Source organism: Methylomonas albis, from assembly GCF_014850955.1.
Taxonomy (GTDB): Bacteria; Pseudomonadota; Gammaproteobacteria; order Methylococcales; family Methylomonadaceae; genus Methylomonas; species Methylomonas albis.
In genome coordinates, this window is sequence record NZ_JACXSS010000001.1 from 732379 (window position 1) to 758759 (window position 26381).

A 26381-nucleotide genomic window follows, 5' to 3' on the forward strand; every position below is an offset into this window, starting at 1 on the left:
TGATGAATTTGGCGGACTGCTTGATTGCTTTATCACATCAACCCCAAAATTCGATACGTTCCTTTGGTGTTTAACACCACGGTCACCGGGGCGGTGGATTTGTTTTCCCAATACCAGCCGTGTGAGCCTTCGAAGGGCGCGCTTAAAGAGCCGCTGGATTGACTGTCGGTGGTTTCTTTGTAACTTTTGAAATAGCCGGTTTTGTCACCTTGCGGTTCGCCGTGAAAGTCAAAATACAGCGCAGAGCCGTTGGTACTCCATGCGTATTCCAGGGCCGCACCTTTAGCAAGATGGAATTTGTATTCCAGGCCTTCGCCGGGTGGCACCACGATTTTGACCGTATCCTGCCATGTAGAAGTCGCAGCGGGTTGCGCCGCGCTTATTGCTTGTTGTGGCTCCGCGCAAGCGCTGGCTGCTGATGGACCGACGGTTTTGCTTGCCGATGACAAGCTGGTTAAGCCGGTCATTTGCCCAAAGCCGGTTGGGTCCAGGCCATATTCGGCGGGTAATACCGCAGTGACGAGAATCACACCGGCCAGTAGCGTTGCCGACAGGCTGGCGATGGTCAGTGATTTAAGTGATTGAATTGGCGGATTGGTGTCTTGCATCGAATTATCCATGGATGAGGTATCCCGTGATTTGGTAGCCGAATAGGATTAAGCCGCCGGACATTAACAGGGTGTTGGTCGCGGTGGAAAAAGAATAGTAACTGCGGTGACGGTGCCAAAAGTCCAGCGCAATCAAGATAAACAGCAGGGCCAGGAATTGGCCGATTTCAACGCCCACGTTAAATGCCAGCAGGTTTTTCCAAAGTCCTGCTGCGGGCAGCGAAAAATCTTGTAATTTGGTCGCCAAACCAAAGCCGTGAAACAAGCCAAAAATTATCACCGCCCATTTCGTGTTGGGCTGAAAGCCCAGCAGGCGCTGAAAACCGCCCAGGTTGTCAAAGCCTTTGTAGACTATCGACAGGCCGATGATGGCATCGATTAGAAATGGATTGACCGTAATATGGCTGAGCACGCCGAACAGCAAGGTCAAACTATGCCCCAAGGTAAACAGGCTGACATACAGCAGCACGTCGCGAGTGCGGAATAAAAAGAAAATAACGCCCACCAAAAACAACAAATGATCGTAGCCGGTGACCATATGTTTGGCGCCGATATACAAAAACGGGCCAATGGCGACGTCTTGATTTGCGAGTAAAAACCGCTCGGTATTGGCATCGACGCCGTGAGCGAAGGCGGTTGGGCTGAGCAGTAATAGCAGTAGCGGTAAGCCTATCAGCCAAGTTTTTCGCCGGATTGCGGGAGTCATGTTTAGAAATCCAAAGGTAATTGGGCGGCGAGTATAGCCGACTCGGTCGCGTGGGTTAAATCTCGAGTCTATCGGCAACAGCCTACCTCGCTTAATTTTTTTATCCGCTTTGAACCTTTGCTAATTTTGGGTAATTAACAAGGTAATTGCCCCGTCGCAAACGTCAGAATTTGCTCGTAACTTCTTCCTGCCCGTAAGGCAGTGCATAAGGGTCGGCTCTCCCAAAATAAGCAGGCCAAATAATCTGAATGTATCGCGCTTAAGCGCGTAATTACACAGAGTCAGCGATTCTTCGCAGCCTTGTTTCAAGGCAAATCAAGCACCAAGGAAATTTAATATGAACCGTTCCCGCATTAAAATCAGCTCGTCCGTCCACTGCAAGGCCTTAGTCGTGTTATCTGCGCTAGCAGGTTCGCCTGCCTGGGCCAACACTCTCAACGTCTCCAATCTGCTGGATGTGTCGGCCGTGGCGGATGGCAGTTGCACGCTGCGCGAGGCGGTTGCCAACGCTAACAGCGATAGCGATACCAGCGGCGGCGATTGCCCGGCCGGCAGTGGTGCGGACATCATCACCTTCGGCGTCAACGGTGTTGCCGTGTTGAGCAGCACTTTGACGATCAGCGATGCCGATGGCCTTGTTATAGATGGCTTGGGCAGAAGCGTGACCGTAAGCGGCAATTATGCCGTGCGGGTTTTGTGGGTGACGCCAGGGGCCGCGCTGACCTTAAAGAACCTGACTGTGGCCAATGGTTATGCCGACCCACAGGGCGGCGGCGTGTATAACCAATTTGGCAGTCTCACTGTGCTGAATAGCACCTTCGTCGGTAATGCCGCCACCCGCACCGGCGGCGGCATCGCTAACTATTCGAATACCGCACTAACCAATCCGGGCGGCACGCTTATCGTGGCTAACAGTACTTTCTTCGATAACAGTTCGGTTGTCGGCGGAGCGATTAGAAACTCCGGCGTCGCGGCGACTATCATCAACAGCAGCATTGTCGGCAACAGCGTACATCTGCCGATTTGTTCGCCGGGCTTTATTTGCGCAATAGAAGACTCAGGTGGCGGTATCGAAAACGTCGGTACCTTGAATCTGCACAACAGCATTGTCGCCGGCAATACGGCGGCTGTGGGAGCGGCCGACATCGGCGGTTCGCCAGCCTCTGCCAGTTATAACTTGATTGGTTTTCCAGCTACGGTTTACTACAAATGGAACGGTGTGGGCCCGATTATTCCAGTGAACGGTACCAACGGCAATATAACCGGCATCGATGCCGGCACGGTCGTCGCAAGCACTCTGGCTAACAACGGCGGCCCTACGCAAACCTTGGCATTAATGCCCGGCAGCGCGGCCATTAATGCCGCTGATAACGCTATTTGCGCGAATGCGCCGGTGAGCAATTTCGATCAACGTGGCGTAGCCCGTCCGCAAGGCGCGCAATGCGATATTGGTGCTTTTGAATTGGCTGCTGCGCCATCGGCAGATCTGGCGGTCACCGCGACAACTACCGCCGCGATGGTGCGCGATAATTTAATCTGGACAATTACCGTCAAGAACAATGGCACGGCCAATGGCACGGGTGTGAAGGTGATGGATACCTTGCCAGTCTCCGGCTTGTCATCAGTCGTCGCGACGGCATCGCAAGGTACTTGCGGCGCGCCGGCCAGTGGGGTGATTACTTGTAATTTGGGTAGCCTTGCCAACGCAGCAAGCGCAATTGTCACCATCAAAGCCATTCCCACCGCTGTTGGTACGTTGAGCAATCAGGTGAATGTGCTAGCCGACCAAGCCGACGGCCAGCCGCTCAACAACCGCACCGTGCAAACCATTACGGTTCAGCCTCTGTTGTGTAACGGTTTGGTGCCTACGATTGTCGGCACCCCCGGTGCAGATAAGCTGGTTGGTAGCAAACGCCGTGACATCATCCACGGTCTGAGCGGTAACGATACCATCAGCGCTGGCGCCGATAACGACATCATCTGCGGCGGCTTAGGCCAAGACTCGCTGAAAGGCGAAGCCGGCAACGACACCCTCAACGGCGAAGCGGATACGGATAGCTGCGACGGTGGCGCCGGCACCGATACCGCGACCAATTGCGAGGCTAAGACTGGTATTCCTTAGGCGATACCGGAGTTAAAAGCTTGAAAAATTGCTCTCATCTTTCGAGGTTGTCGTAAAAGCCCACTCTCCTCGCGCACCCGCAGGGCATAAAGGATAGGGTTGGGGTGAGGGGATAAATCAGCAACACAGGCTGGTTCAAACAATGTGAAATCCAGCGGAAACCATCAAAGCCGGCTGCTTTTGCCGGCTTATTTTTTGGGTATGGCCGGATGTCGATTACCCAAGTGGTCGATGTCGTCCAGGCTCATAATCGGCGAATACATTAGATCCTTAATATCGCTGGAGCGCTCCCAACCCAAAACCATCTGACCAATGGCGCGTTTGGTCATTTTTACGAATCGCGATTCCAGCTGTTGGCGGCCACCGGGCGAATTTTCCGGTTCCGGATGCATGCGCGCGGCGGAAACCACCGAACAGCGACAGACTTTGTCGTGATAGGAAAACTGGAAACGAAAATTTCTGGCCCGGCTGTTGATGTCGCGGTTGGTCAGAAAAATATAATAGGTGTTGCTGTCCGCTTCCGGCAAACGCTGCATCACGGTTTTAGCTTGTTCGAAGATGTCTTCCGCCGCGAATTGTTGGCTGCCAGGCATTGGCATCAGGTCTTGCGTGCCCATCGCCACAGTGCCCTTAACCCGAAGCCCGAATTCCTTACTCAAATCCCTGCCGATTTGCACGGCAACATCTTCCGAGAAATCATTCAACGGAATCAGATAAACATTCACGGGACCGGCTTTTTCGGCGGCGGCCGGCGGGTAGAGGGAGGTGGTTGATATGGGTTTTGGCGTTGGAGCCGGGTCGGTTACGGCTAATGGCTGGGTATATGGAGAGCTTGTTGTGCAGCCGGCCACGGTGGCCAACAAAATTATTGCTATTGATAAATGTTTCATTCGGATTGTCCTGAGCTCATATAAGTTGAATAGGATGAACGAAAATTAGTCAATAGACGCTGGATAATATTTGGAGCCCAGACTAAGCCACTGCCTGAGGCGCTTGCTTAGGTGTTCAGCCTGATGAGTTTACCCAGTTGTCTACTTGCAACCCCGGCACTCGCACAAATTCGCGTTCGTTGTTGGTGACCAAAATCCAGCCTTCCGCTCTGGCGTGAGCCGCCAACCATAAATCGTTATTGCCGATGGGCTGCCCGATCTTTTGCAGCGCCGAACGTATCTGTCCGTAATGCTCGCCAGCTGCTTCCGGCAAGCTATATACCGGAATCAAACCGGTAAGTTCGTTAATGCCGGCTAACGCCCTTTCCCTGGCCTGACTTTTCTCCGCGCCGAATCGCAGTTCGCCCAAGGTAATCACCGACATCGCCAATTCATCCGCAGCGTGACGAGCAAAACGCTCGCGCACCTCTGGCGGATTGTACTTGGCGATATAAATGCAAATATTGGTATCGAGCAGATAACGGGCGCTCATCAAAGCGCCTCACGATCCTGGGGCAGCGTATCTTCGCGACCATCGCTCATAAAGTCGTCGGGCAATGCGGCTAAGGCGTCGAATATCGCGGCGGCGTTGGCGGGCGTTTCCCGCAATACGATTTCATCGCCCCGGCGGAAAATTTCTACTCGGTCAGTATTGAAGCGAAACTCCTTGGGTAGCCGCACTGCCTGGCTATTGCCGGATTGGAAGATACGGGCATAGGTCATAGGGGCACTCCATATGTAAAATGTAGTTACGTGAAGTATATACGTTTTCCGGTTGGTGTAAATGACCAGGATGAGTTTGGCTGATCTAACAGATAGCTAGTTCGAATGAAGGGAGCCTTAGGTGCATTAATGATGGTGTAATGCGCCGAATGAACCAAGGCCTTTATGCGCGGCTAAAGCTCATCGGCGTAATACGCATTAGTTAATCAACTGTGTTTGCTAAACTTAGCTCACGGCTAACTTCTTTGACGGATCAAAATGTCTCGCAAACTGACTTGGTTGCACCTTTCCGATTTCCATGCCCGCCAACGTGATGGCTGGGATTCACGACAAATTACCGACGCACTTGTCTGTGATTTGAAGCAAATGCAGATAGAACATGGTTTGTGTCCAGACCTTATATTTTTCACTGGCGATTTGGTTTTCGGGGCAGTTTCGGGCGAAAGCATGGACGACCAATATCAGCTAGTCCGTGATTTTCTGGACGCTATTCGCAAGGCTTTTATTCCAGAAATTCCAATTCGCAGTCTTTATTTGGTACCTGGCAATCATGATGTAGATCGAAACGAAATTACTCCAGATCAAACAGCATGGATACGCCAACCAAATCTCAAACTCGACGATGTAATTACGATGATGAGGGATGAAAATAAGCAATGGCAAAGGTTTATGGAAAGGCTGTTGAATTATCGGAACTTTCTTACCAGTTATAACCTTTTACATCTTTTACCAGGCGATCCTCACCTGATTTGGACTGATGCTTTGGAGATACACAATACTCGCGTTGGTATCGCTGGATTAAACTCCGCCTGGTCCTGTGCTGATGACAATGACAAGGCCAAAATCTGGCTAGGCGGCGATTGGCAGATTAATCAGTTGAGGCAGCGAATGGGGCCGGTGGATTTTTCATTCGCACTAATCCACCATCCTGGCAACTGGTTTACTGCATCTGAAGATCCGTCAACTATGCGGCGCTTGAAACAAGAATTTGAGATTATACTGCACGGACACGAACATCAAGAATGGTTAGAGTTTAACGATGATGGTCGGCTGATTCTTTCAGCTGGAGCTTGTTATGAGTCGTCACGGAAACCCAATGGTTATAGTTTTGGACAAGTCGACTTCGATCACCATTCAGGTGGGGTATGGTTACGCCAATGGGACTCAATGGGCCGGGGTTGGGTATCGCGTAATATTGCACGAAAGACTAAAGATGGATTCTGGCCGATATCAGAGCTTTTGTGGCTGAAAAAATTAGATAAGGATGCAGTCGATCCACCACAACCTGTAGATAGAGAATTACGTTTCACCGAAGAAGAGTCGGTAAATACTCACTTTACCCAACGTTACTGCGAGTTCGTTGTAAACCAGTACGACACATTAGAGTTGTTCGGCTGCGATATCCCGAAAAAGCTCCAGAAACATCAGCTTTCCGTTGCTTATGTTTCGTTAAACCTTGCTAGAGATGATGACGAATCTGCAAGCGTACTGGCTCGAAATCAAGAGGCTATAAAAAAGCTCACCGAATCAGAAGACAGTGGTAATGAAAAATTACAATTGGATATCAGTGATACGAGTACTGCGATTGAATACGTGCTCGATAGAGTATCGGCAAACTCAGGGCGCTTGCTGATCAACGGTCCAGCTGGTGCTGGTAAGAGTACCCTGCTGAGATGGTGCGCCATCCATGCGGCACGACAAGTTCTCTCTGCTGATCCGGGAGAACTTCCTGATTTTGATACGCCCAAGAATCCGATAAAAATGGATCTAAATTCTTGGGGACTGACAAGTTACGTAAAGCGTGAATCAGAAACGTGGAGGCTCAAGATTCCATTTTTGATCCGCTTGCGTGATTGCCCCCAAGGACGATTGCCACCGGCCAACCAATTACCCAGCATGCTTGCCAAGCATCTGCCAAACGCACCTTCAAATTGGATGACGTCTGTACTGTATGCCGGTCAGGCTTTAATTTTATTCGACGGGGTGGATGAAATTCATTTAGACCAACGGCCTTTGTTGGCGCAAGAAATTGAAGAGTTGATCCGTACTTATCCACGCTGTACCTACGTGGTTAGCACCCGACCAGGAGCAGTAGAACCTGGATGGTTGGCGGGCTTGGATTTTATAGAGGCTCGAGTCGAACCTATGAGCCGAACCGACAGGGATGAGTTTATCGAGAAATGGTATCGCTCAGCAGCACTTGAATTAAAACTGTATCCGCGTCCTGGAGAAGACCTTAACCGGACAGCAAGACAACTAAAAAGGGAACTGAACGAACAACCTGAACTTGGCCTTCTAGCCTCCAATCCACTACTTTGCGCCATGATTTGTGCCCTCTATCGGGAGCGGCAGGAAAAGTTGCCGGAAACCCCTGCGGAGTTATCGGAGGCGCTTTGTCATATGCTTTTACACCGTCGAGAGCGTGAAACGCCGGGATTAGATGACAAGCATTTTTCAGCCAGTTGGCGAGCCTTGCAATATCCACAGAAAAAAATCCTCCTGGAGATTATTGCTTGGTGGATGGTGAGCAACGGCAAGTCCTCCATCGAACTTAGAGACGCAGAATTGTTAGTTGCGGAAGCACTTCCTTTTATTCCGGGCAGAACAGAAGCTGAAGCAAGTGAAGTTGTTCAAGCTCTAGTAGAGCGAAGTGGGATGTTACGTCCGGCTAGTGATGACCGAATAGACTTTCTTCATAATACATTGAAAGAGTATTTAGCGGCGACACGAGTGGTCGAAGCTAATAATTGGCAAATTTTGACTAAACACGCAGATGACCCCTCTTGGCAACCGGTGATTCTATTTGCATTGGCCTTGGCCCAAGAAAGTTTTAGTTCGTCGTTAGTCAAAAGCTTATTGGATAAAATCACTTCAAGCAAGGTACCAACAAAAAAAGGTGCTCTGAACAAACAACAAAAGAAAGCGCTGGTCTTGACAAAATCTCGACAATTCTTTTTGGTCCGGTGCAGGGCGGCCGCTAAGCAACTGGCATCCGATTTAACCAACAAAATTGATGGTTTTTTAGATAGTTTGCTACCGCCAACATCCATGAACGAAGTTGAAGCGTTGGCATTGCTTGGGCCGAAAATCCTAAACTACGGCGTTGACACCTTGGAAAGTAGCTCTTGGTGGAATGGGCAGAATGGTCACATGGCGACTCGCTGCTTAAGGTTGTTACGCTTGGTTGGTGGCTCAAAAGCAAAAACAGCGTTGAAGTCAATAAATTCTGTAATCTCAAACTCATCTCAGCTTATTTGTGAATGGATCCTGGTCTGTAACGAATTGTTTCCTGGTGAGCGATTACCGTGGCCTTTCCTCAAAACAGAATCGCTTTGGTTGTCATCCGGCCGTATCACCGATATTAGCCTATTAGAAGATTTAACACATTTGAAGCAGCTCTTTCTCCACGATACTTACGTTACATCTTTAAATCCACTGGTTAAACTGACCTCTCTCCAACATCTCTCTATTTTTCACGTTCCCGTAAGAGATATTGGGCCGCTGGGGTATTTGAAATCATTACAGTATCTTAGATTTACCTTTTCTCCAGTTAGTAATGTCAAGCCTTTAGCTGGTCTAAAAGAATTAAAAACACTAATTTGCGACTATACGGAAATACAGGATATTAGCGATATTGCTGAATTAGTCAGTCTTGAGCGATTGGACTTGGATAGTTGTCCTATAGAAAATATAGAGCCATTGTGCAAGTTAGTTTCTCTCCGTCAACTTAGCTTGCAAAAGATACAGGCTGGAGACTTCAATGCATTGGTTAATTTGTGTTCGCTTGAGTCGTTGAATTTGAGAGGTACCAAGATTACCAGTCTTGTACCATTGCATAGCTTGATTTCACTTCAAAGGCTAAATTTAGAGGCTACAGAAATTAATGACTTCAATGAATTAAAACAGCTAAATGCCCTTCAATATTTAAATTTATCCAACACAAATATCATTGATCTAGCGCCATTGGCACAGTTGAATTCTTTGAATAGCTTATTGCTAAACTACACCAGAGTAAATGACTTGTCACCAATATCTGCTCTGAAATCACTAGAGAATATATTCCTACATAATTTAAATGTTTATGACCTAAGTCCTTTAATCGGAATAAAATCATTAAAACGAATTCAATTGGGTAAAACGGGTATTTTGGAAAAGGATCTGGAAATATTCAAACAGGCAAGGCCAGATGTTAAATTTATTTATCTCTAGGCGGATTCAAAATTGCGTTGAGATTAGCAGGTAGTCCAGAAATGCTTCCGTTTATTCCGGCCCAAAAAAATAAAGTTTTTGAGTATCAAACTAACCTGACCGGCCCCGGATATTTTGCAACCAGTGCATCGGCAGTTAAAAGCCTTATACCTTCTACGTTGGCTTGCGCAACCAAGATGCGGTCGAACGGGTCTTTGTGGATGGGCGGTAGACTTTCGATGAAAACCGCGTGATCGCTGCCGATGGGGATTTCGGTATAGCCGTTGTCCAGCAAACCGCGCCGCAGCACTCTTGCGTCTACTTGAAAATCGTCACGGCCGAGGCCGCGTTTGATGGCGATTTCCCAGAGGCTGGCGGCGCTGAAAAATAGCTGGTTTTGCATATCTTCCAACATCCGGCGAGCTTGTTCAGGTAGCAAATCTGGCGAGCCAGCCGCCCAAAGCAGCAGATGGGTATCAAGCAGCAGTTTCATCGTATGCGAATAACTGCGCAATATCTTCGCCGCCCATCCTGTCGAAATCGTCAGGCACTTTGATATATCCGCTCAGGAACCCCAAACGTCGGACTTGATCGCGCGTTGGGCTGTCCAGCGCGGAAACCTTGACGAGCTGTTTACCCGCCTTGGCAATCACGAACGGTTCGCCTTTCGCAGCTTGTTCAACCAATCGAGATAAGTGAGTTTTTGCTTCGTGGATGTTGACGGTTTGCACGATGAGCTCCAGTAAACCAAGTTAACTTAGTTTAGTCTATCATGAGTCTGTGCTGCTTGTCGTTAGAGGCGCTTGAAAAATCTATTTGTCAGCCTGGACGCGCTGCAAACGGCTCAGCGCATCCATTCCCAAACAACGCTACTCGTCGTCCTGGCAGCCAAAATGATATTGATAATCCGCCATTGCCCGTTTGATTACTTCATGGGCCTCTTCGCGGCCGTAGACGTGGGTGATTTCGCAGATGCTTGTTTCACTGGGTAAGTGTTTGTAGGTCAGGAAGTAGTGCTTCAAACGGTTGATATACGATTCCGGGCAGTCGGAGACGTCGCGCCATTGCCGGTAGAATTCGTCGCCTTTCATTACGGCGATGATCTTGTCGTCAGCCTCGCCGCCGTCTAATAAACGGAATCCGCCGATGGGAATGGCTTGCAACAGGATGTCGCCGTGAGTCACGCTACGTTCGCTCAATACGCAAATATCCAAAGGGTCGCCGTCGCCCTTGCTGACCGGTTTGCCGGACCGGGCGGCCGCGTATTCGGCGATTTTTTCCGCGCAATAACTGCGCGGGATGAAGCCGTACAGAGTGGGAATCATGTTGGAGAATTTTTGCGGACGGTCGATTTTCAGATAGCCGCTGTCTTTGTCGATTTCGTATTTAACGGTATCGGATGGGACGATTTCGATAAAGGCCGTGACGATGTCCGGGGTGTTGTCGCCGGGCGAGATACCGTGCCAGGGGTGGGCTTTGTGTTTTATATTCATCTAAGATTTAGGGGCTTTGGGGAATAAGGTTATAGGGATATTTACCAGGTTGGGGGCAATGCGCAAGCCAATCAAGTGTAATACTAGCGCTTGATTGGCCTTGTGTTCAAAATCATCGGCAATGTTCGCCGCCGTTACTCTTCGGCCGCGACTGTTGCGGGTTTGAGCTTCATGTCTTTATTCAGCCGTTGCAGGCGCTTGATCATTTCTTTTTTCATCTGTTCACGGCCTATCGAGTGCTTCAGGCTACTGCCCATGCCCGCGACTTGATCGGTGGAGCTGCGGATGGAATAAAACACCAGCGTGCCGTCTTTATAGGGTAAGCCACCGGCTACTACGTGGCTGGAATTGTAGGAGTGGCCAACGTAAAACTGCCGGGAAACCACAATCCCACCGCCCTCGCTGATGGCGATGACACGATGATTCAGCACGGCGGTGGGGCGGTCTTCCACGCGCCGATTCAACCATAAAAACTGTTCGCTGGCATTGGCCGGCAATGCGGCAGGATAGTTTAACCAGGCTTGTTGCAGTTCTGGAAAGTAACGCGCCCAGGCTTTGCTGTTGACGGCGTCGTTGCGCAGTTCCGCAGCCGGATCGGCTGTGCCGCCATCGCGGCTGTAGGGGGCAATCCCGGCCAGGCCGCTTTTTTTATAGGCTTGCAGGCGTTGCAGTAAAAACTCGCGGTATTTTTGGTTGGCGGTTTTTAGCAGGGTTTTGTTGTCGGCATCGTTTAGGCCGGCCTGCAGACTTTTCAAGCTGTCGAATTCGGCTTTGGATAAGTTGAATTCGTCGCCCGGCTCCGCTTCCAGAAAGGCCTTGGCCTCGTCCAGTTGTTTTTCGGTAAAGGCGAGTTTTTTAAAGCTGTCGATGCTGGCGTTGCCGTCCAGCATACCGGTGGCGAGGATGTCGCTTTCGCCGGCATTGAGTTTGCCTTTTTTGATGTAATCGGCGAGCTGCGGTAAGCCCACCGGCATGATCATTGCCACGCCGATAGCCAGTTCTTTTTGGCTGGTTTCGCTGACGTCGTAACCGACGATTTCGCCGCGTTCCAGTTGCGGAATTTGTGCGGCACCTATACCGAAATTTTGCAACGCTTGTTGCGGACTAGGCGCATCGTCGGCGGAGACTAGTGGGCAGAATAGCGTGGCGCTGGTCAGTAAAATGACTTGCAAAGCGGATTTCCCGAAACGCATAAATACTCCTTAAGGTTTGGCATTCAGATTCATAGTAGCGATTTTGGTCGGCTGATGCCGAATGCGTTCTATATTCAAAACAGTATTCCCCTAATACGCGTTTGTTCAAACCGCTTAACTGTCGGAGCCGAACAGCTTGGATATGCTGGAATCGCCGCGGCCACCCGGTTTGCTTAGTGTTTTGGCGTGCGGTGTGGGCTGTCGATCTTCGGCGTCGAATAGCAGTGCAAATTCGGCTGCGGCGAGTGGTTTGGAAAACAGATACCCCTGCCCGGAGTCGCAGCCGGCAGCGCTTAGCAATTCCCGCTGTTGCTGGGTTTCGATGCCTTCGGCTATCACCTTTAAGCCGAGCTTATGTGCCATCACGATGATTGCTTCGCACAGCGCTAGGTCGCTGGAGTCTGCTTCCAGATTGCACACAAAACTCTGATCGATTTTCAGATAATCGATGTCGAATTTTTTGAGGTAAGACAAGGAAGAATAACCGGTGCCGAAATCGTCGATAGCGACCTGGATGCCGGCATCGCGGTAGGCATACAAGTGGTCGCGGACGATGTTGTCGGCATCCAGCAGCAGGCTCTCGGTAATTTCTATGACCACGCATTGGCCGGATAATCCCAGCGCCTGTAAATAGTCTATCCATTTATTGTCGCCTAGATTGCTGCGAGTAAATTGGACCGGCGACTTGTTAATACCTATTTGGAAGTTCGGGCGATATTGGGCGCGCCATTCGGCGACCTGTTTTACGGCCTCTCGAAATACCCAATCGCCGATATCGACTATCAGTCCGGTTTCTTCCGCCAAGGGGATAAATTCCGCCGGGCTGATCATGCCGCGTGTGGGATGTTGCCAGCGGATCAGCGCTTCGCATTTATGCATTTTGCCGCTGTTCAGTTCGACTATTGGTTGATAGAACAGGCAAAATTCCTGATTGGTCAGCGCTTGGCGCAGATCGCTGGTCAGGCGCATCCGGTTTTGCGCGGTTTGCTCCATTTCGCTGGTAAAGAAATTGTAACGGTTACGACCTTGTTGTTTGGCGGAATACATCGCCTGATCGGCGTTTTTGATCAGTTGTTCCGCTTCCAGCGCGTCTTGCGGATAGAAAGTAATGCCGATGCTGACCGAGATATAAGCCAGTTCTTCGCCTAGACTGAAAGGTTCGGTAAGCTGGTGCAGAATGCCCTGTGCGACTCGGTCTATATTGGTTTCCGAGTCTAATTCGCCCAGAATGATAGTGAACTCGTCGCCACCTAGGCGGGCCACCGTATCGACATTGCGTACGCAAGCCAATATGCGCTGCGCGGTTTCTTGCAGCAAAATGTCGCCCATGCCGTGACCCAGGGTATCGTTGATCTCTTTGAAGCGATCCAGGTCGAGCAACATCACCGCTAAGCTGTTTTTGTCGCGGTGGGCTTTTTTAATTTCCTGATTCAAGCGATCCTGAAACATCCGGCGGTTGGCCAGATTGGTAAGCGGGTCGAAATTGGCTTGGCGCCAGATGGTTTGCTCGACATGTTTTTGCTCGGTAATTTCCGAAAACATTGCCACCCGGCGCTCCACTTCGCCATGTTCGCTGTAAATGGTGTTGATGACCAACCACTCGTGGTAGATGTCGCCGTTTTTGCGCTTATTCCAGATTTCGCCTTGCCAATGACCGGTTTGTAACAGCGAGTGCCACATGGTTTGGTAAAAATCCGGATTGTGTCGGCCCGATTTCAGGATGTCGGTGGAATGTCCTATCGCGTCTTCCGCTGTGTAGCCGGTCAGGCGAGTAAACGCGTCGTTGATCGCGATGATACGATTGTCGGCATCGGCCACCATCACCGCTTCGCCGATGGCCTGATAAATCATGGCCATCAACTGCATTTCGTGTTCAAGTCGTTTACGCTCACTAATGTCCAGAACAGACACCAGTATGTAACGCCGGTTGTCGATATCGATAGGTGTCAAACTGATTTCCACCGGAAATTCCGTGCCGTCACCGCGCATTGCGGTTAGCGAGCGGCTGGCGCTCATTGGTCTGGCTTTGTTTTCCTGTAAAAATTGCGCGCGCTGCTTCGGGTGTTTAGCTCGGGCACGTTCAGGCACCAGTGCATCGACAGTCTGGCCGATCAACTCTTCCAGGCTGTAGATAAACACTTTCGCGGCGGGAGGGTTGGCTAGCTTTATGGTGCCGTTCTCTCCGACCAACAGCGTCGCTTCCGGCGAGCCGTCGACAATCTTGGATAATTGCAGCCATTGCAGTTGCTTGCGTTCGGTAATGTCGGTTTGGGTGCCGATCATGCGCAGGGCTTTGCCTTTGCTGTCGCGGCTGATCACCAGGCCGCGGGTCAGAATCCAACGCCATTGGTCATCGCCATGTTTGACCCGGTGTTCGTTGCTAAAGCGCGCGCTACGATTTTCCAGATGTGTTTGTAAGTCGGCCATCATCCTGGCACTGTCTTCCGGATGTATCGTCGCTTCCCAATTGCGGTAATCGTTGTCTCTATCCTGTTCACTAAAGTTCAGAATTTCCATGCAGCGCGGCGACAGAAATACTTTGCCGGTAGTCAAATCCCAATCCCAGACGCCGTCGCCACCGCTTTCCAGCGCAAATTTCCAACGCAACTCGCTTTCTTGCAAGAGTTTTTCCGATTCCTTGCGTTCGCTGATGTCGGTTGAAATACCGCACACCGCGTAAATTTCGCCTTGTGCATTGCGTAACGGAAATTTATGCGACAAATAAGTGTGAGTGTTGCCGTCTTGATGGGGGAGTTTTTCTTCGAATATCTGCGCCTGGCCGCTATTTGATACTTGTAAGTCGTGTTCCCGCAACGGTTCGGCTTGCTCAAGGGGAAATAAATCCATATCCCGCTTGCCTTTGATGTCTTTGTTGTTCATTGCGAACAATTTTTCGAATTGACGGTTGATCAGTAGGTAATTGCCTTTCAGGTCTTTGCTGTAAATGACCGTGGGAGTATTGTCGAGAATGCTCTGAAAACGCAATTCACTAACCGATAGCGATTTGCCGAACTCGATCTTTGATGATTCGTCCTTAATTAACTCGATGACGCCGACAATTCGCTGGTTATCGTCACGCAAAGGCATTTGCATGGAGCTAATCCAACGGCCATCACTGGCAGCAAAAGGCGGATGGTAAATTGTTCTGCCATTGAGGGCGTTTTGAATGCCGTTCGGAATTTCTGTTTGTGCCAGCCAAGGGAACAGTTCAAGCGGCGTTTTACCTAGGCACTCTGCTTGAGTTCGGCCGCTAAGGACTTCCAGAAAGCTGTTCCATAATTTGATACGGCCATGCACATCGTAAACAATTACGCCTTCCTGGATGGATTGCAAAATATGTTGATTGAAATCGCCGAGAGCTTTGGTGGTCTGTTCGGACTGCTGGTATCGCTCAATGGCCAGCGCCAGAGAAATGCCGACACTGGAGAGTACCAGCAAAAACCACCATTGCAGCAATAAGCCGGTTTCACTGCTGTCGGCTGCAAAAAAACCTACCTGAAAAATGGCGCCGAACATACTTTGTAGCATCACCATGCTGATTAGTAGCAAAGTGCCATGTAAGCCAAAATACAACGCGCCGTAAACCAGAAAAGCGAAGATATAAAAAGCTTTGCCGTAGTGGCCAAGGCCTAGAGGCCACTCCAAGAAAATCATGTGCCCAACGAGAAACGCTGTTGTTACATACAGCACTGCTCGCCACACTTGAGGTGGGCTCCAGTCAAAGCTTGGCGGTTGCCGCCAGACCAAAATTAGCGGTGTGATAATCGCGATACCCAATACGTCGCCCATCCACCAATGCGTTAGACTGGGCAACCATTGCTGAGCCGTTATAGCGTCGAAATGCAACAGGGTTAAGGAGCCAGCTATTGCCGCGATCACCGAAGCTAAGGCGCCGGCAAACAATATGCGCAAGTAGTCCTGCGGTTGTTGCAGTTTGCGAATCTCGCCCAGGAAATAGCAGCCGCCAAGTGCTTCAACAGTATTACCGCAAGCGATAGGCAGGGCCTGCTCCAGCGGATTGCCGACCCACAGATTGCCAAGCAATGCGCCGAGGAACACGCCGGGCCATAATTTTTTACCACCGAGCAACAAGGCTGCCAATGCGATGCCGCTAGCCGGCCAGATGACGGAAACGACGTGATTGGCGGCGAAAAACATCAGCACTAGCTTTGCGGCGAGTGCGTAGGTGGCAGCCAGGCCGGTAAGATGGGCTAGTTCTGCATGGGAAAAGGTGAAAAAACGGCGCAAGAGAGTACCTTGATTTATTAAAAGCTTACGAATAGACAGGCAAAAGGTTCTGTTTATCTCACGAAAAGCAAGGTTTTGTCACGAGCTAAGTGTGGGTGTTTCGGCGCGTTTCTAACGGATTAAAGTTAACGGTGCTGGGGCTTTGTTATTGTTTTTTCTGCGCCTATTCGTATTCTATACGCCCAAATTTTCAACTTCCACCGCGACTTTCAATTCGTGGTGCTGACCGCCGAAAATCACGCCTTTTAACGGGGTGACATCGCTATAGTCACGGCCCCACGCGACGATGATGTGCCGATCGCCAGGTAATTGGTTGTTGGTGGGGTCGAAATCCATCCAGCCCAGGTCCGGTAAGTACACGGAGAACCAGGCATGCGAGGCGTCGGCGCCCACTAGTTTTTTCTTGCCGGGCGGCGGTAGAGTTTCGATATAGCCGCTGACGTAGCGGGCCGCCAGACCTTGCGAGCGGATGCAGCCAATGGCCAGATGGGCAAAATCCTGACAGACGCCACGCCGATGTTGCAGTACGGTGGTCAATGGAGTGGCTAAATTGGTGAACTCCGGGTCGAAGGTGAAATCGCGGTGAATGCGCTGCATCAGATCATGTATCGCTTCGATCAGGGCTTTACCGGGCGTGAACGAGGCCTGCGCATAGTTAGCCAGCTCGGTATCGGCGGAGATGAATGGCGAGTCCAGTGTAAATTGTCGCGCTTCCAGTAGCGGCTCGCTTCTGTCGGTTCTGAGTGCTTCCTTGACCAATTCCCAGCTCATGCCGTGGCTGAAGTCCAACTGCGCCGGTTGCGGAAAAATCTGCACTTCGCTGCTGGCAGTGACCACAAATTCCCGGTGCGGCTCGCGGATGGAAAACCAGGCGACTTGATTGCCGAAAAAATCGGTGCGGGTCCGATAGTCGCAGGGTAGGGGGCTGATTTTCAGTTGTGAGCTGAGCAATTGTTGATTCGGACAAGGACGCGGCTGCATCCTGACTTCGTTGTAGGACAGGCCTACGGTTTGTTGGTAACGGTAAGTCGTGGTATGGGTAACCCGATAACGCATGGTGACTCCCTTAGGACAGCGATTGCGGCGCGTCCCCGTGGCGGAAATAGTTGGCGGTCAAGGTATCGGACAGCGCGGCCAGTAGTGCGTAAATCTTGCTGAGTTGTTGGTCTAGCGCCTCGCGAATGCCGGATTCGGATACGTTCAACAAGTCTTCGACGTTGGCGATATTCAGAATGCAACTGGCCTCTAATAGTAGCCTCTCCTCCGGGCTAATACGGCGCGTGCCGGGTTCGCGCGGCAGTTTACCGACATGTTCTTGCAAACGGGCGATTTGATAGGCCAGTGAGCGGGGATTGTTAGGGTCCATCAGTAGCAATTCCAAAAACGAGGCTAATTCCAGATTGCTGCGGTAATGCTGGCGATAGCAAATCAGGTTGTCGCTGGTATCCAATAAGGATTCGAGCAAGCGGGTTTCCGCCGCCTCGCTTTGCGGCATGGCAAACGCCGTTCTCAACACCGATACCAATTGTAAGCCGCGCTCGAGGCGCCGGCCGATGTCCAGAAACAGCCAGCCGTTGCCGCGCGTCATACTTTCCATTACCAGGCCACTGAAGGCCGAGAGGGTGGTAATCAGCTGGTCCATTTGTTCCTGCATCGACCATAAACCGGTTTTACCCAGCCGTCGGGCTTCGGAAACCTGTTCCTCGATTTCGTCGATGACCCGCCAGGTGTCCGATGACCATAAATCGCGCACCGCGTAACCGGATTGGGTCATACGATTTACTGTGTTGGCCAGGCTGCCTGCCCGGCTTTCGTCGACCACTACCGCCAGTAATTCGGCTTCGGGCGCTTGCAGTAAACTTTCGTTATCCTCGGCAAAAAAACCGGGGTAGGTACCGGTCATGCTGGTGACGCAACGCAGTAGGGTTTCCAGGCTGAGCTGATAGTCTGGGCTGTCGCGATCCGGGTTGCTGAAAAGTTTTTTTATAGTGGCGCGCAACAAGCGCACGCCGCCTTCCGCTCGTTCCGCGTTGCGGCCCACCCAGAAAATATTATCCGCCGCGCGACTGGGCAAGGCATTGCCGTGGCCGGTCAGGCCGCCGCCGCGTTTGGCTGGAATGGCCGGATGTTGCGGTTCGGTGGCAACCACCCAGGTATCTTTACTGATGCCGCCGGTTTGGTTGCTGATCATCATATTGCCGTATTTCGGCGCACTGCGGCTCAAGCCGCCAGGCATCAAGGTATAACCGTCCGCCCGTGCCACCATGAAGCAGCGCAGCAGGGTTTGGCGGGGTTCGTAGCCGCCGGTTACCAGGGCCGGCACAGTGGAAAAGCTTTCGTATTCCTGGCCGACGTAAAGTGCCGGGCGGGCCTTGATGCGCGCGCGCCAGTCCGTGAGTTGTGCTCGGCTGAGTTGATGGCCGAACACCGAGTGTTCGCCGGGCTTGCGGTATATCGGTTTGATGACCAAACGTTCCAGGTTGGCGAGGACGTAATTTAATTCGCGGGCTTGGCCGCACCACCACGTGGCTATCGAATTTAACTTCAGGGTTTGGCCCAGGAAGTATTTGGCGATACCTGGTAGGAAGGGCATGATGCCGGGGTTTTCCAGCACACCGCTACCGAGCGGGTTGGCAATCGCCACATTACCGCGTCTGACCACTTCCAATAGGCCGGGAACGCCGAGCCGCGAGTCTTCCCGCAGTTCCAAAGGGTCGCAGTAATTGTCGTCCACCCGCCGCAGAATGACGTCCACTCGCTGTAAGCCGACTAGCGATTTCAACCAGACATAGCCGTCGCGAATGGTCAGGTCGTCGCCCTGCACCAGGGGATAGCCCAGATAGGACGCCAGATAAGCGTGTTCGAAGAAGGTTTCGTTTAGCGGGCCGGGAGTCAGTACCACGACGCGCGGAGTGTCGGCGTCGCCGGGGGCGATAGCATTCAGGCCGGCGCGCAGCGATTGGAAGAAGCGCGCCAGTCGGTGGACATGTGTGTCGCGAAACAAGCTGGGCAGGACCCGCGACATGGCCAAGCGGTTTTCCAATGCGTAACCGGCGCCGGATGGCGCTTGAGTACGGTCGCCCAGCACCCACATCTTTTTATCCGGGCCGCGAGCCAGGTCAGCGGCGCACAGCACCAACTGATGTTGCCCGGGCAAGCTTACTTGATCGCAAACGCGCAGGAAACCGCCATGGTTATAAATCAGCTCCAAGGGTAGCAGGTTTTTCTTGATGAGCTGACGCGGACCGTACAGATCGGCCAAAATCAGGTTTAATAGTTCGGCGCGTTGCAGTAGCCCTGCTTCGATGTCGAACCACTCGTCGCCGGATACCAATAACGGTATCGGATCGAGTTGCCAGGGCCGGTTAATGCCGTCCGGGTCGCCGTAGACATTATAGGTAACGCCATTTTCACGCAGCAGCTTTAGTGCTTCCTGGTGGCGTTGTCCCACTTCGCGGGAACCGAGCAGTTGCAATGCTTGCATCAGATGCGCCCAATGCGGCCTAACCCGGCTGGTCTCGTCCAGCATTTCGTCGTGGACGCCTTTGTCGAGGCGGTATCCCGGCGCGAAAGCTTCTGGTGTGCTTAAGGTTTTCATAGGTTTAGTTTGCCGGTTTACCGGGTATTGCGCAATTTATCAAAGCCGAACTCGTTTATTTATATTTTCCAAGCCGGATTTTCCGCGCCGATGCTTATTCTGACGAGACTTCGGTTTGATGCGTAGTCGAAGAATCCCGCAAGAAACATGCCGTTACGTTAAGAAATGGCCGATAGCATGGCTGGCCGCATGTATTCGGTTGCTCTGCCTTGAAGAGACTAATATAAAGCATTCGTTTGATTCAAGCTTCTGAACTAAAGGGTATTTCCGATCACGAACGGCTAAATAAATCCGCCGAGGTTGAGCAAATATTAAGTGGATGCGGCTAGTACGTTCACAACTTGGCATCGCTATTGCTTTAATTCGGTTAAGGCATTAGAACCGGTTTGCGTTGAAATGGTGCGATCGTTTTTGCACCAATTCTGCGCGGAGCTGCACCATAAAAGCAACGTTCACGGATGTATACAACATGGTTACACCAACAATTTGGGCGGATTACAGCGCCGACAAGGCTTACGACGAGATGATGGCGACGGGTGGTAAACCCAGGGACGCTTGCGCTACTTTGAGTCAGTACTTGCAATCTTTGGGCATGGACGCAATAAAAGGCCGCTTGTCGGCGGCGGAAGCAGCCATCATGGAGATGGGCATTACGTTTACCGTCTATAGCGACGAAGGCAATATCGACCGGGCTTGGCCTTTCGACATCATTCCGCGCCTGATCGATTTTCAGGAGTGGCAAGTGGTGGAGACCGGCCTGAAACAGCGCCTGAAAGCCTTGAACTGCTTTATTAATGACGTCTATAACCAGCAGCAGATTATCAAAGAGGGCCTGGTACCCGCTGATTTGATCAACAGTTCCAGCAATTTTCGCAAGGAATGCCTGGGCATGCAGCCCAAGTTCGGCACTTGGGCCAATATCTGCGGCAGCGATCTGGTGCGAGCTGGCGACGGCAAGCTCTATGTATTGGAAGACAATCTGCGGGTGCCTTCTGGCGTCTCGTACATGATCGAAAACCGGGTAATTACCAAGCGTATCTTTCCCGAGTTGTTGGAAAATCTGAATATTTTACCGGTAGACGATTACCCGACTCAGCTGTTCGAAATGCTGGCCTCATTGGCACCAGATACCGGCGACACCCCACAAATTGCCGTATTAACCCCCGGCATTTATAACTCGGCCTATTTCGAACACGCTTTCCTGGCGCAGCAAATGGGCGCGGAATTGGTGGAAGGTGGCGACTTACTGGTCAAGGATGACGATTGCGTTTACATGCGCACTATCAAAGGTCTGGAAAAAGTCGATGTTATCTATCGGCGCATCGACGATTTGTTTCTCGACCCGGAAGTGTTTCATAAGGATTCGGTATTGGGCGTGAAGGGCTTGATGCGGGCTTGGAAAGCCGGCAATGTGGCCTTGGCCAATGCGCCCGGCGCCGGCGTGGCCGACGACAAGGTGGTGTATGCCTACGTGCCGGAGATGATTCGCTACTACTTGAATGAAGAGCCGATTCTGCCCAATGTGCCGACTTATCTATGCAGCGACGCGGAGCAATGCGCCTATGTGTTGAAACATTTGGCGGAACTGGTGGTGAAACCGGCCAACGAATCCGGCGGTTACGGTATGTTGGTCGGTCCGCATGCCACCCAAAAAGAAATCAAGCAGTTTCATAAATTAATCCAGGAAAACCCGCGCAATTACATCGCTCAGCCCACGCTGGCCTTATCGACTTGCCCGACCTTATGCAACGACAAACTGGAGCCTCGCCATATCGATTTGCGGCCGTTCATTCTGCAAGGCGAGAACAGCTTTGTGACTGCCGGTGGTCTGACCCGGGTAGCGCTACGTGCCGGTTCGCTGGTAGTGAACTCCTCGCAAGGCGGCGGCAGTAAAGACACTTGGATTATCAACAGGGAGCAATAAGATGTTATCGCGATCCGCCGAACGCTTGTACTGGATGGCCCGTTACCTGGAGCGCACCGAAAATACCGCCCGCTTGATTAGTGCCACGATGCATTTGATCTACGATTTACCCTATGGTGTGGAACTGGGCTGGCGCAATTTGCTGAACATCTGCGGCGTGGAAGAGGCGTTTTACCAACGCTTTAAAAACCCCAGCGAGCAGAACACCACCCGATTTTTATTAGCCGATATGAGTAATCCCGGCTCCTTGCTGGCGTCTTTGTCGTTTGCCCGTGAGAATATTCGTACCAGTCGCGAGCTGATGCCGGACGAAGCCTGGCAGCAAGTCAACGAAATGTATTTGTACGCCAACAATAATCTGGACAGCCTGTCCAATCGCCGGGGTAGGGCGCTGTTCTTACAGGAAATCATGGCCGGTTGTCAGCGCTTTACCGGTTTTATGGCCGGGGCGATGAGCCGCAGCGACAGTGCCCGGTTTATCTGTATCGGTCGCAATCTGGAACGCGCCGACATGACCAGCCGGATTATGGATTTCGGTACCGTGCTGCTCGCTGAAAATCGCAGCACCAAGATGCGTGAGTACGAAACCATTTTGTGGATCAACGTCTTGAAGTCGTTGAGCGCGGTGTTGATGTACCGCAAGCACGTCCGCAATCGTATTAACGGTGAGGATGTGCTGAATTTTCTGTTAAAAAACCCGGATTTCCCTAGGGCCGTGGTGCACTGTATCGAAGAGACTACCTATTGCATCAAGCGCTTGCCAAATGCCGCCGAGTTGTTCCCGCAATTGGAGCAATTGGAACAAGAGATATTGGCCATCGATATTAAACAGACTACGCCGGAGCAGTTGCATCAAGTGTTGGACGGTTTGCAGAGCAAATTCGACGATTTACACAAGCAAATCGCGGCAATGTGGTTTTTGAATAATCTTGGTGACGACGAAATGGAGAAAAATTGACCAATCTGCTATCAGCGCAGACCAATGTTTGGCGTTTTGCTTTGGGCTATTTAGTGTAAGCACGCCCGGTTAGTGGTTGCGAGCATTGGATTGCTGCTGACCCACACCCCAAGTTTGCTATATCATGGAAGCATCGATTTTTAAAACTAAAAGGGGGAGGGTTATGGATAAGCTAAGGGCGCTGGGGCTCGGGTCGGTTGGGCAGGACGAACAAGCTGTTAAGCAGCAGTTGCATCTCTATATCAATCTTAAACTGGCTTCGTGCGGGCAGCCGACTTGTATCGATACCGGGTCGGCGCAATTTATGGATACCGCCCAGGACTTGCTGAATAGTTATCTGGAAAAAAGCCGGCTGTTGGCCAGTTCCTCCCTTTATCCTGCCGATAGACGCATTCAAGATTTTCTGGAGCGCTATTGTGCAGATCTGGGCTTTGCCAAAATCCCTAGTTTGCCAACCATGACTTTTGAGCTGGATAAGCATGGCGTTGCGCGCGAATTGTCTTTGCCCTTGGGCGAGGACGAATTTCGTTCCGAAATCGTTTCCAGCTTTCGAGTCAAACAGGGCATTTTGCATAATCCGGCCAGCGACCGGCGTACCACGCAAGGCTCGTTTCATGTTGCCGAAGGCGGTCTGCCGGTGCCCGGCGACAAGAAGCAGGTGCCTAAACTGACCTTTGCGTTGATGTTAGGCGAGGCGCTGAATCCACCCGACGATTTGATGGTGCTGCCGTTTACTGCTCACCAAGCCAAGCCGGCGCGGATGTTTGCCTCCTTGTTGATGCGGCCGGTAGTCTGTCCGGAAATTCCCGGCGTTGCCGCCGAAAAGTCCATGGAAATCCGCTTCTTCGCGCCGGGCAATCTGGTCAGCAATCTGGATTTCGTCGAGAGCATCTTCGGTAACGGCGGTAATCCGGCCTTGCCGGAATGCGATGCGGCCTTGGATGTGGAGCATTGGTCCGGGCACAGCGGGTGCGTGATTCTAGCGCCGCATTTAACCAAGCTCACCAAAAAACAGCTGGGTTTGCCGCACTGGGACGAAGCCAGCGAACGCCAGCGCGCCGATGGCATGTGCTGGCAGGAGCCGGCGGAACTGTATAACGAAGGCCAGGCGTTTAAACTGACTGCGCGCGACCGCAGTGGCGTGATCGTCACCTTGCTGGCCGATAACTATTACGGCTATTGCAAGAAGGAAGTTAAAACCCAGATCAGCTATGCCGCCAATTTGTTCGGTTTGGCGGAAGAGGAACATGCCGGTGGCGCACTGGCATTTCGCCGCATCAATCATGGCGATGAGTTTGGTATCGGCAGTTTGACCCGGGAACCGGGCTACGATTTCGACGAAATGACTTATCACTACGGCGCGATTATGGATGTGCATCCGGAAGGTTATGCGGTGGATAGGCACTTTCCGGAGATCATCTACGTACCGCAGGATTTGCGAATGAGTCTGGCGACTCAGAAAATCACCTGGATCAGAAATGGCCAGAGCCACGGTATTCGTTTGCAACCCGGCAAAATATACGTGCAGCCCAACGGTTATAAAATCGAGATGTGCAAGCATCCCGGCGCGCCGTCCTGGCGCTTGATCGGTACTGTCGCGGAAGGCACTTTTTGCCATAAGCCTTGCACAGTGTCCGGCGGCGGTAAATCGGAGATTTCCAAATCCATCGAGGACGCGGCGATCTATGGGCCACTGTTTGTGGACGATTTGCAGCACGACCTGGATCGAGTGCAGGCGATTTTCGACAAAGACTATACCGGCCGCTTCTTGCCGGGTTTCGAGCGCGAAGACCATGGCCCTAGCCGCACTGTGCTCAGTCAGGAACGCAGTCTGGGTTCCGTGATCAAGTTGTTGACGCCTTCGCCCAATCACCTTCCGGAGTTCAATGATTGGCTGCGATCCATTCCGCCCAGCATTCTGGCTTTGGTGTTTTTGATCAAGCGTTTTTACCGCCCGGAATGGGGTAATAACTGGCGCGACAATTTATCGGTGGACGTGATTGACGGCGCGCCCGGCCATGAGCTGAAATTGAATCAGCGTAAGATCGTGGCTACTTATTTACGGGTAGGTTTTGATCTGGATGGTGGCTGGCGGACTTTTAAAGTGCGGCAAGACTATATCGCCTGCGAGAAAGTGCAAATGGAAGACGATATTAGCGCTTCGGTTGTGGTGCTTACCGAGGCGGTGCGCGCCTGGCTACCGGATGAGGGCTACGAAACGAGCTTGAAATTGGTCAGCAACTGCGAATATCGGCTGTTTCAGCGCCCGGACGATGCGATTATTCCCGGTTACGACAAGCAGACCGAGCTGAACATGGCCGGGCCCGGCAATTTCATGGCCAATTTCGAGCCTTTGAATCATCAGCAATTGTCGGCTGTCGTGGAAGATGTGATGACCTTTTCCAAATTTACGCCGCCGATGCAGAAGCTGTTAAGCGATGCTTACCAGGATGGTAAAGGCTATGTGGTGTGTTCCGCGCATCCGCGCTTGGTGAACGGCAAGCCCTCGAAAAATCCCCGCTACCTGGAAACTCGCGTTGATGTGGTGAAGCCCTTGCGCAAATATGTGGCCGAGCTGGGCGCGCGTTTGCATCGCAAAATTCCGCTCAATCAACCGCTCTGCCATCCGGTGGATGCGGTGTTGACCGGGCGCCGCAACAATCCGCCCGAGCCGGGCATTCGTGCGCTGGCGGTTTATAACCCGATTCATTATCAAGAGTTGCCGGAACTGTTCATGGACTTTGTCAGTTCTTTGACCGGCAAATCGCCGTCTACCACCGGAGCTGGCAGTGAAGGCGCGTTGACCAAAGGGCCGTTCAACGCCTTACGCGGCACCGCCGATTTGAACAACGCGCTGGTCTCGTTCATTTTGACCGGTTATCCCGGCTTTTCCAGTTCGGCGGGATTTATCGGTCCGGATACCCGCGTCGATCACGACATCAGTTTGTTGGTGCCGGAGATCTGGGCGCGGTTGTCGCGGGAAGAGCGTCACCCCAAGTTTCTGTTGCAACATGGCTATCTGGAACCTTTAAGCGATTTCGAATACAAGGGGCAAATCGTCTTGGCCAGCCGTCTGGGTTATCGGATCACCAGCCATTTCGTACATGGCTTGATGGGTAAAATCTTCGATAATCCTTATGCGGTATTTACCGACGAGATTTTGCAGCCGGAGCGCCAGGATTTGGAGGTGTTTGTGGACGGTATCAATAATATCGTCGAAACCCAACAGCGCGTGGCGCAACAATATATCGAAGACGGCAGCATAGAAGATGCCTGTCCGCCGCTGTATGCCTTGCTGCATATCATGGCCGACGGTCATTATCAGGGTAAGGATGCGCATCATCCGGAGATTCGGGCGATGTTTACCCGCGATTATTTACTGGCCTCGGATTGGTATCGGGAACGTCTGCATATCAAGCAGCAACGCGACATCGCTTTATGGCAAAGACACGTCGATTATTTGGGCGGTTTCCTACAAGAAAGCAGCCACCAGACTTTGATCAGCGAGCAGAGGTTGGTTGAGCGGCATAGGCAGGCGCAGCAAAAACTGGTGGAGTTTGCTTCGCCGGATTATTTGCAGTCTCTGGTGGGAACCTTGGGTGCCGATCCGTTGGCACCCTATGCCGCCGGCGCAGTTTAAACTCGTCGACACCTAAAAAATAAGGGATACCGGTCTTACGGCCGGTATCCC

The 26381-nt window shown here is 51.7% G+C and carries 17 protein-coding genes; 5 read left to right on the top strand and 12 right to left on the bottom strand.

Features of this window, described 5'->3' with window-relative positions:
• Nucleotides 1-32: 32 nt before the first annotated feature.
• Nucleotides 33-620, bottom strand: coding sequence for a hypothetical protein (locus tag EBA_RS03535; protein WP_225615883.1), 588 nt, complete (start codon nucleotides 618-620; stop codon nucleotides 33-35).
• Nucleotides 613-1314, bottom strand: a complete 702-nt coding sequence (locus EBA_RS03540; protein WP_192373327.1) for a HupE/UreJ family protein — start codon at nucleotides 1312-1314, stop codon at nucleotides 613-615. The genes EBA_RS03535 and EBA_RS03540 overlap by 8 nt, the downstream gene beginning before the upstream one ends.
• Nucleotides 1315-1651: 337 nt before the next feature.
• On the opposite strand from EBA_RS03540, the gene EBA_RS03545 reads away from it, so the two are divergent.
• Nucleotides 1652-3436, top strand: a complete 1785-nt coding sequence (locus EBA_RS03545; protein ID WP_192373329.1) for a choice-of-anchor Q domain-containing protein — start codon at nucleotides 1652-1654, stop codon at nucleotides 3434-3436.
• Between the two features lie 188 nt (nucleotides 3437-3624).
• On the opposite strand, the gene EBA_RS03550 is transcribed toward EBA_RS03545, so the two are convergent.
• The 3 genes from EBA_RS03550 to EBA_RS03560 all read right to left on the bottom strand — a co-directional run bounded on the left by EBA_RS03550 (nucleotide 3625) and on the right by EBA_RS03560 (nucleotide 5088).
• Entirely contained in the window at nucleotides 3625-4326 is a 702-nt protein-coding gene (locus tag EBA_RS03550) for a hypothetical protein (protein ID WP_192373331.1), read from the bottom strand.
• A gap of 115 nt (nucleotides 4327-4441) precedes the next feature.
• Entirely contained in the window at nucleotides 4442-4858 is a 417-nt protein-coding gene (vapC, locus tag EBA_RS03555) for a type II toxin-antitoxin system tRNA(fMet)-specific endonuclease VapC (RefSeq protein WP_192373333.1), read from the bottom strand.
• The gene (locus tag EBA_RS03560; protein WP_192373335.1) at nucleotides 4858-5088 is read right to left on the bottom strand and encodes an antitoxin; all 231 of its coding nucleotides are present in this window, start codon (nucleotides 5086-5088) and stop codon (nucleotides 4858-4860) included. Before EBA_RS03560 ends, vapC begins: the two co-directional genes overlap by 1 nt.
• Before the next feature lie 258 nt (nucleotides 5089-5346).
• Between EBA_RS03560 and EBA_RS03565 the strand changes: the two genes are divergently transcribed.
• Entirely contained in the window at nucleotides 5347-9297 is a 3951-nt protein-coding gene (locus EBA_RS03565; RefSeq protein ID WP_192373337.1) for an NACHT domain-containing protein, read from the top strand.
• Between the two features lie 85 nt (nucleotides 9298-9382).
• Here the strand turns inward: EBA_RS03565 and EBA_RS03570 are convergent, their stop codons facing one another.
• From EBA_RS03570 to EBA_RS03600, 7 genes are all read right to left on the bottom strand, one after another.
• Nucleotides 9383-9769: a type II toxin-antitoxin system VapC family toxin gene (locus tag EBA_RS03570; RefSeq protein WP_192373339.1), complete on the bottom strand. Its 387-nt coding sequence runs from the start codon at nucleotides 9767-9769 to the stop codon at nucleotides 9383-9385.
• The gene (locus EBA_RS03575; protein WP_192373341.1) at nucleotides 9753-10007 is read right to left on the bottom strand and encodes a type II toxin-antitoxin system Phd/YefM family antitoxin; all 255 of its coding nucleotides are present in this window, start codon (nucleotides 10005-10007) and stop codon (nucleotides 9753-9755) included. Before EBA_RS03575 ends, EBA_RS03570 begins: the two co-directional genes overlap by 17 nt.
• 138 nt (nucleotides 10008-10145) lie before the next feature.
• Nucleotides 10146-10769 (bottom strand): inorganic pyrophosphatase, encoded by a 624-nt coding sequence (locus tag EBA_RS03580; protein ID WP_192373343.1) that lies wholly within the window; start codon nucleotides 10767-10769, stop codon nucleotides 10146-10148.
• Between the two features lie 134 nt (nucleotides 10770-10903).
• On the bottom strand, nucleotides 10904-11962 hold the full coding sequence (locus EBA_RS03585) for a hypothetical protein (RefSeq protein WP_192373345.1): 1059 nt from the start codon (nucleotides 11960-11962) through the stop codon (nucleotides 10904-10906).
• A gap of 114 nt (nucleotides 11963-12076) precedes the next feature.
• Nucleotides 12077-16210, bottom strand: a complete 4134-nt coding sequence (locus EBA_RS03590; RefSeq protein ID WP_192373347.1) for an EAL domain-containing protein — start codon at nucleotides 16208-16210, stop codon at nucleotides 12077-12079.
• Nucleotides 16211-16384: 174 nt separating this feature from the next.
• Nucleotides 16385-17266: a transglutaminase family protein gene (locus EBA_RS03595; RefSeq protein ID WP_192373349.1), complete on the bottom strand. Its 882-nt coding sequence runs from the start codon at nucleotides 17264-17266 to the stop codon at nucleotides 16385-16387.
• 10 nt (nucleotides 17267-17276) lie between these two features.
• Nucleotides 17277-19808 (bottom strand): circularly permuted type 2 ATP-grasp protein, encoded by a 2532-nt coding sequence (locus EBA_RS03600; protein ID WP_192373351.1) that lies wholly within the window; start codon nucleotides 19806-19808, stop codon nucleotides 17277-17279.
• 469 nt (nucleotides 19809-20277) lie between these two features.
• Between EBA_RS03600 and EBA_RS03605 the strand changes: the two genes are divergently transcribed.
• The 3 genes from EBA_RS03605 (at nucleotide 20278) to EBA_RS03615 (ending at nucleotide 26330) form a co-directional block, all read left to right on the top strand.
• Nucleotides 20278-21732: a circularly permuted type 2 ATP-grasp protein gene (locus EBA_RS03605; RefSeq protein WP_192373353.1), complete on the top strand. Its 1455-nt coding sequence runs from the start codon at nucleotides 20278-20280 to the stop codon at nucleotides 21730-21732.
• 1 nt (nucleotide 21733) lies between these two features.
• A complete protein-coding gene (locus EBA_RS03610) occupies nucleotides 21734-22690 on the top strand; it encodes an alpha-E domain-containing protein (RefSeq protein WP_192373355.1) in 957 nt (318 codons plus the stop codon).
• A gap of 163 nt (nucleotides 22691-22853) precedes the next feature.
• Nucleotides 22854-26330: a hypothetical protein gene (locus tag EBA_RS03615; protein ID WP_192373357.1), complete on the top strand. Its 3477-nt coding sequence runs from the start codon at nucleotides 22854-22856 to the stop codon at nucleotides 26328-26330.
• Nucleotides 26331-26381 lie beyond the last annotated feature (51 nt).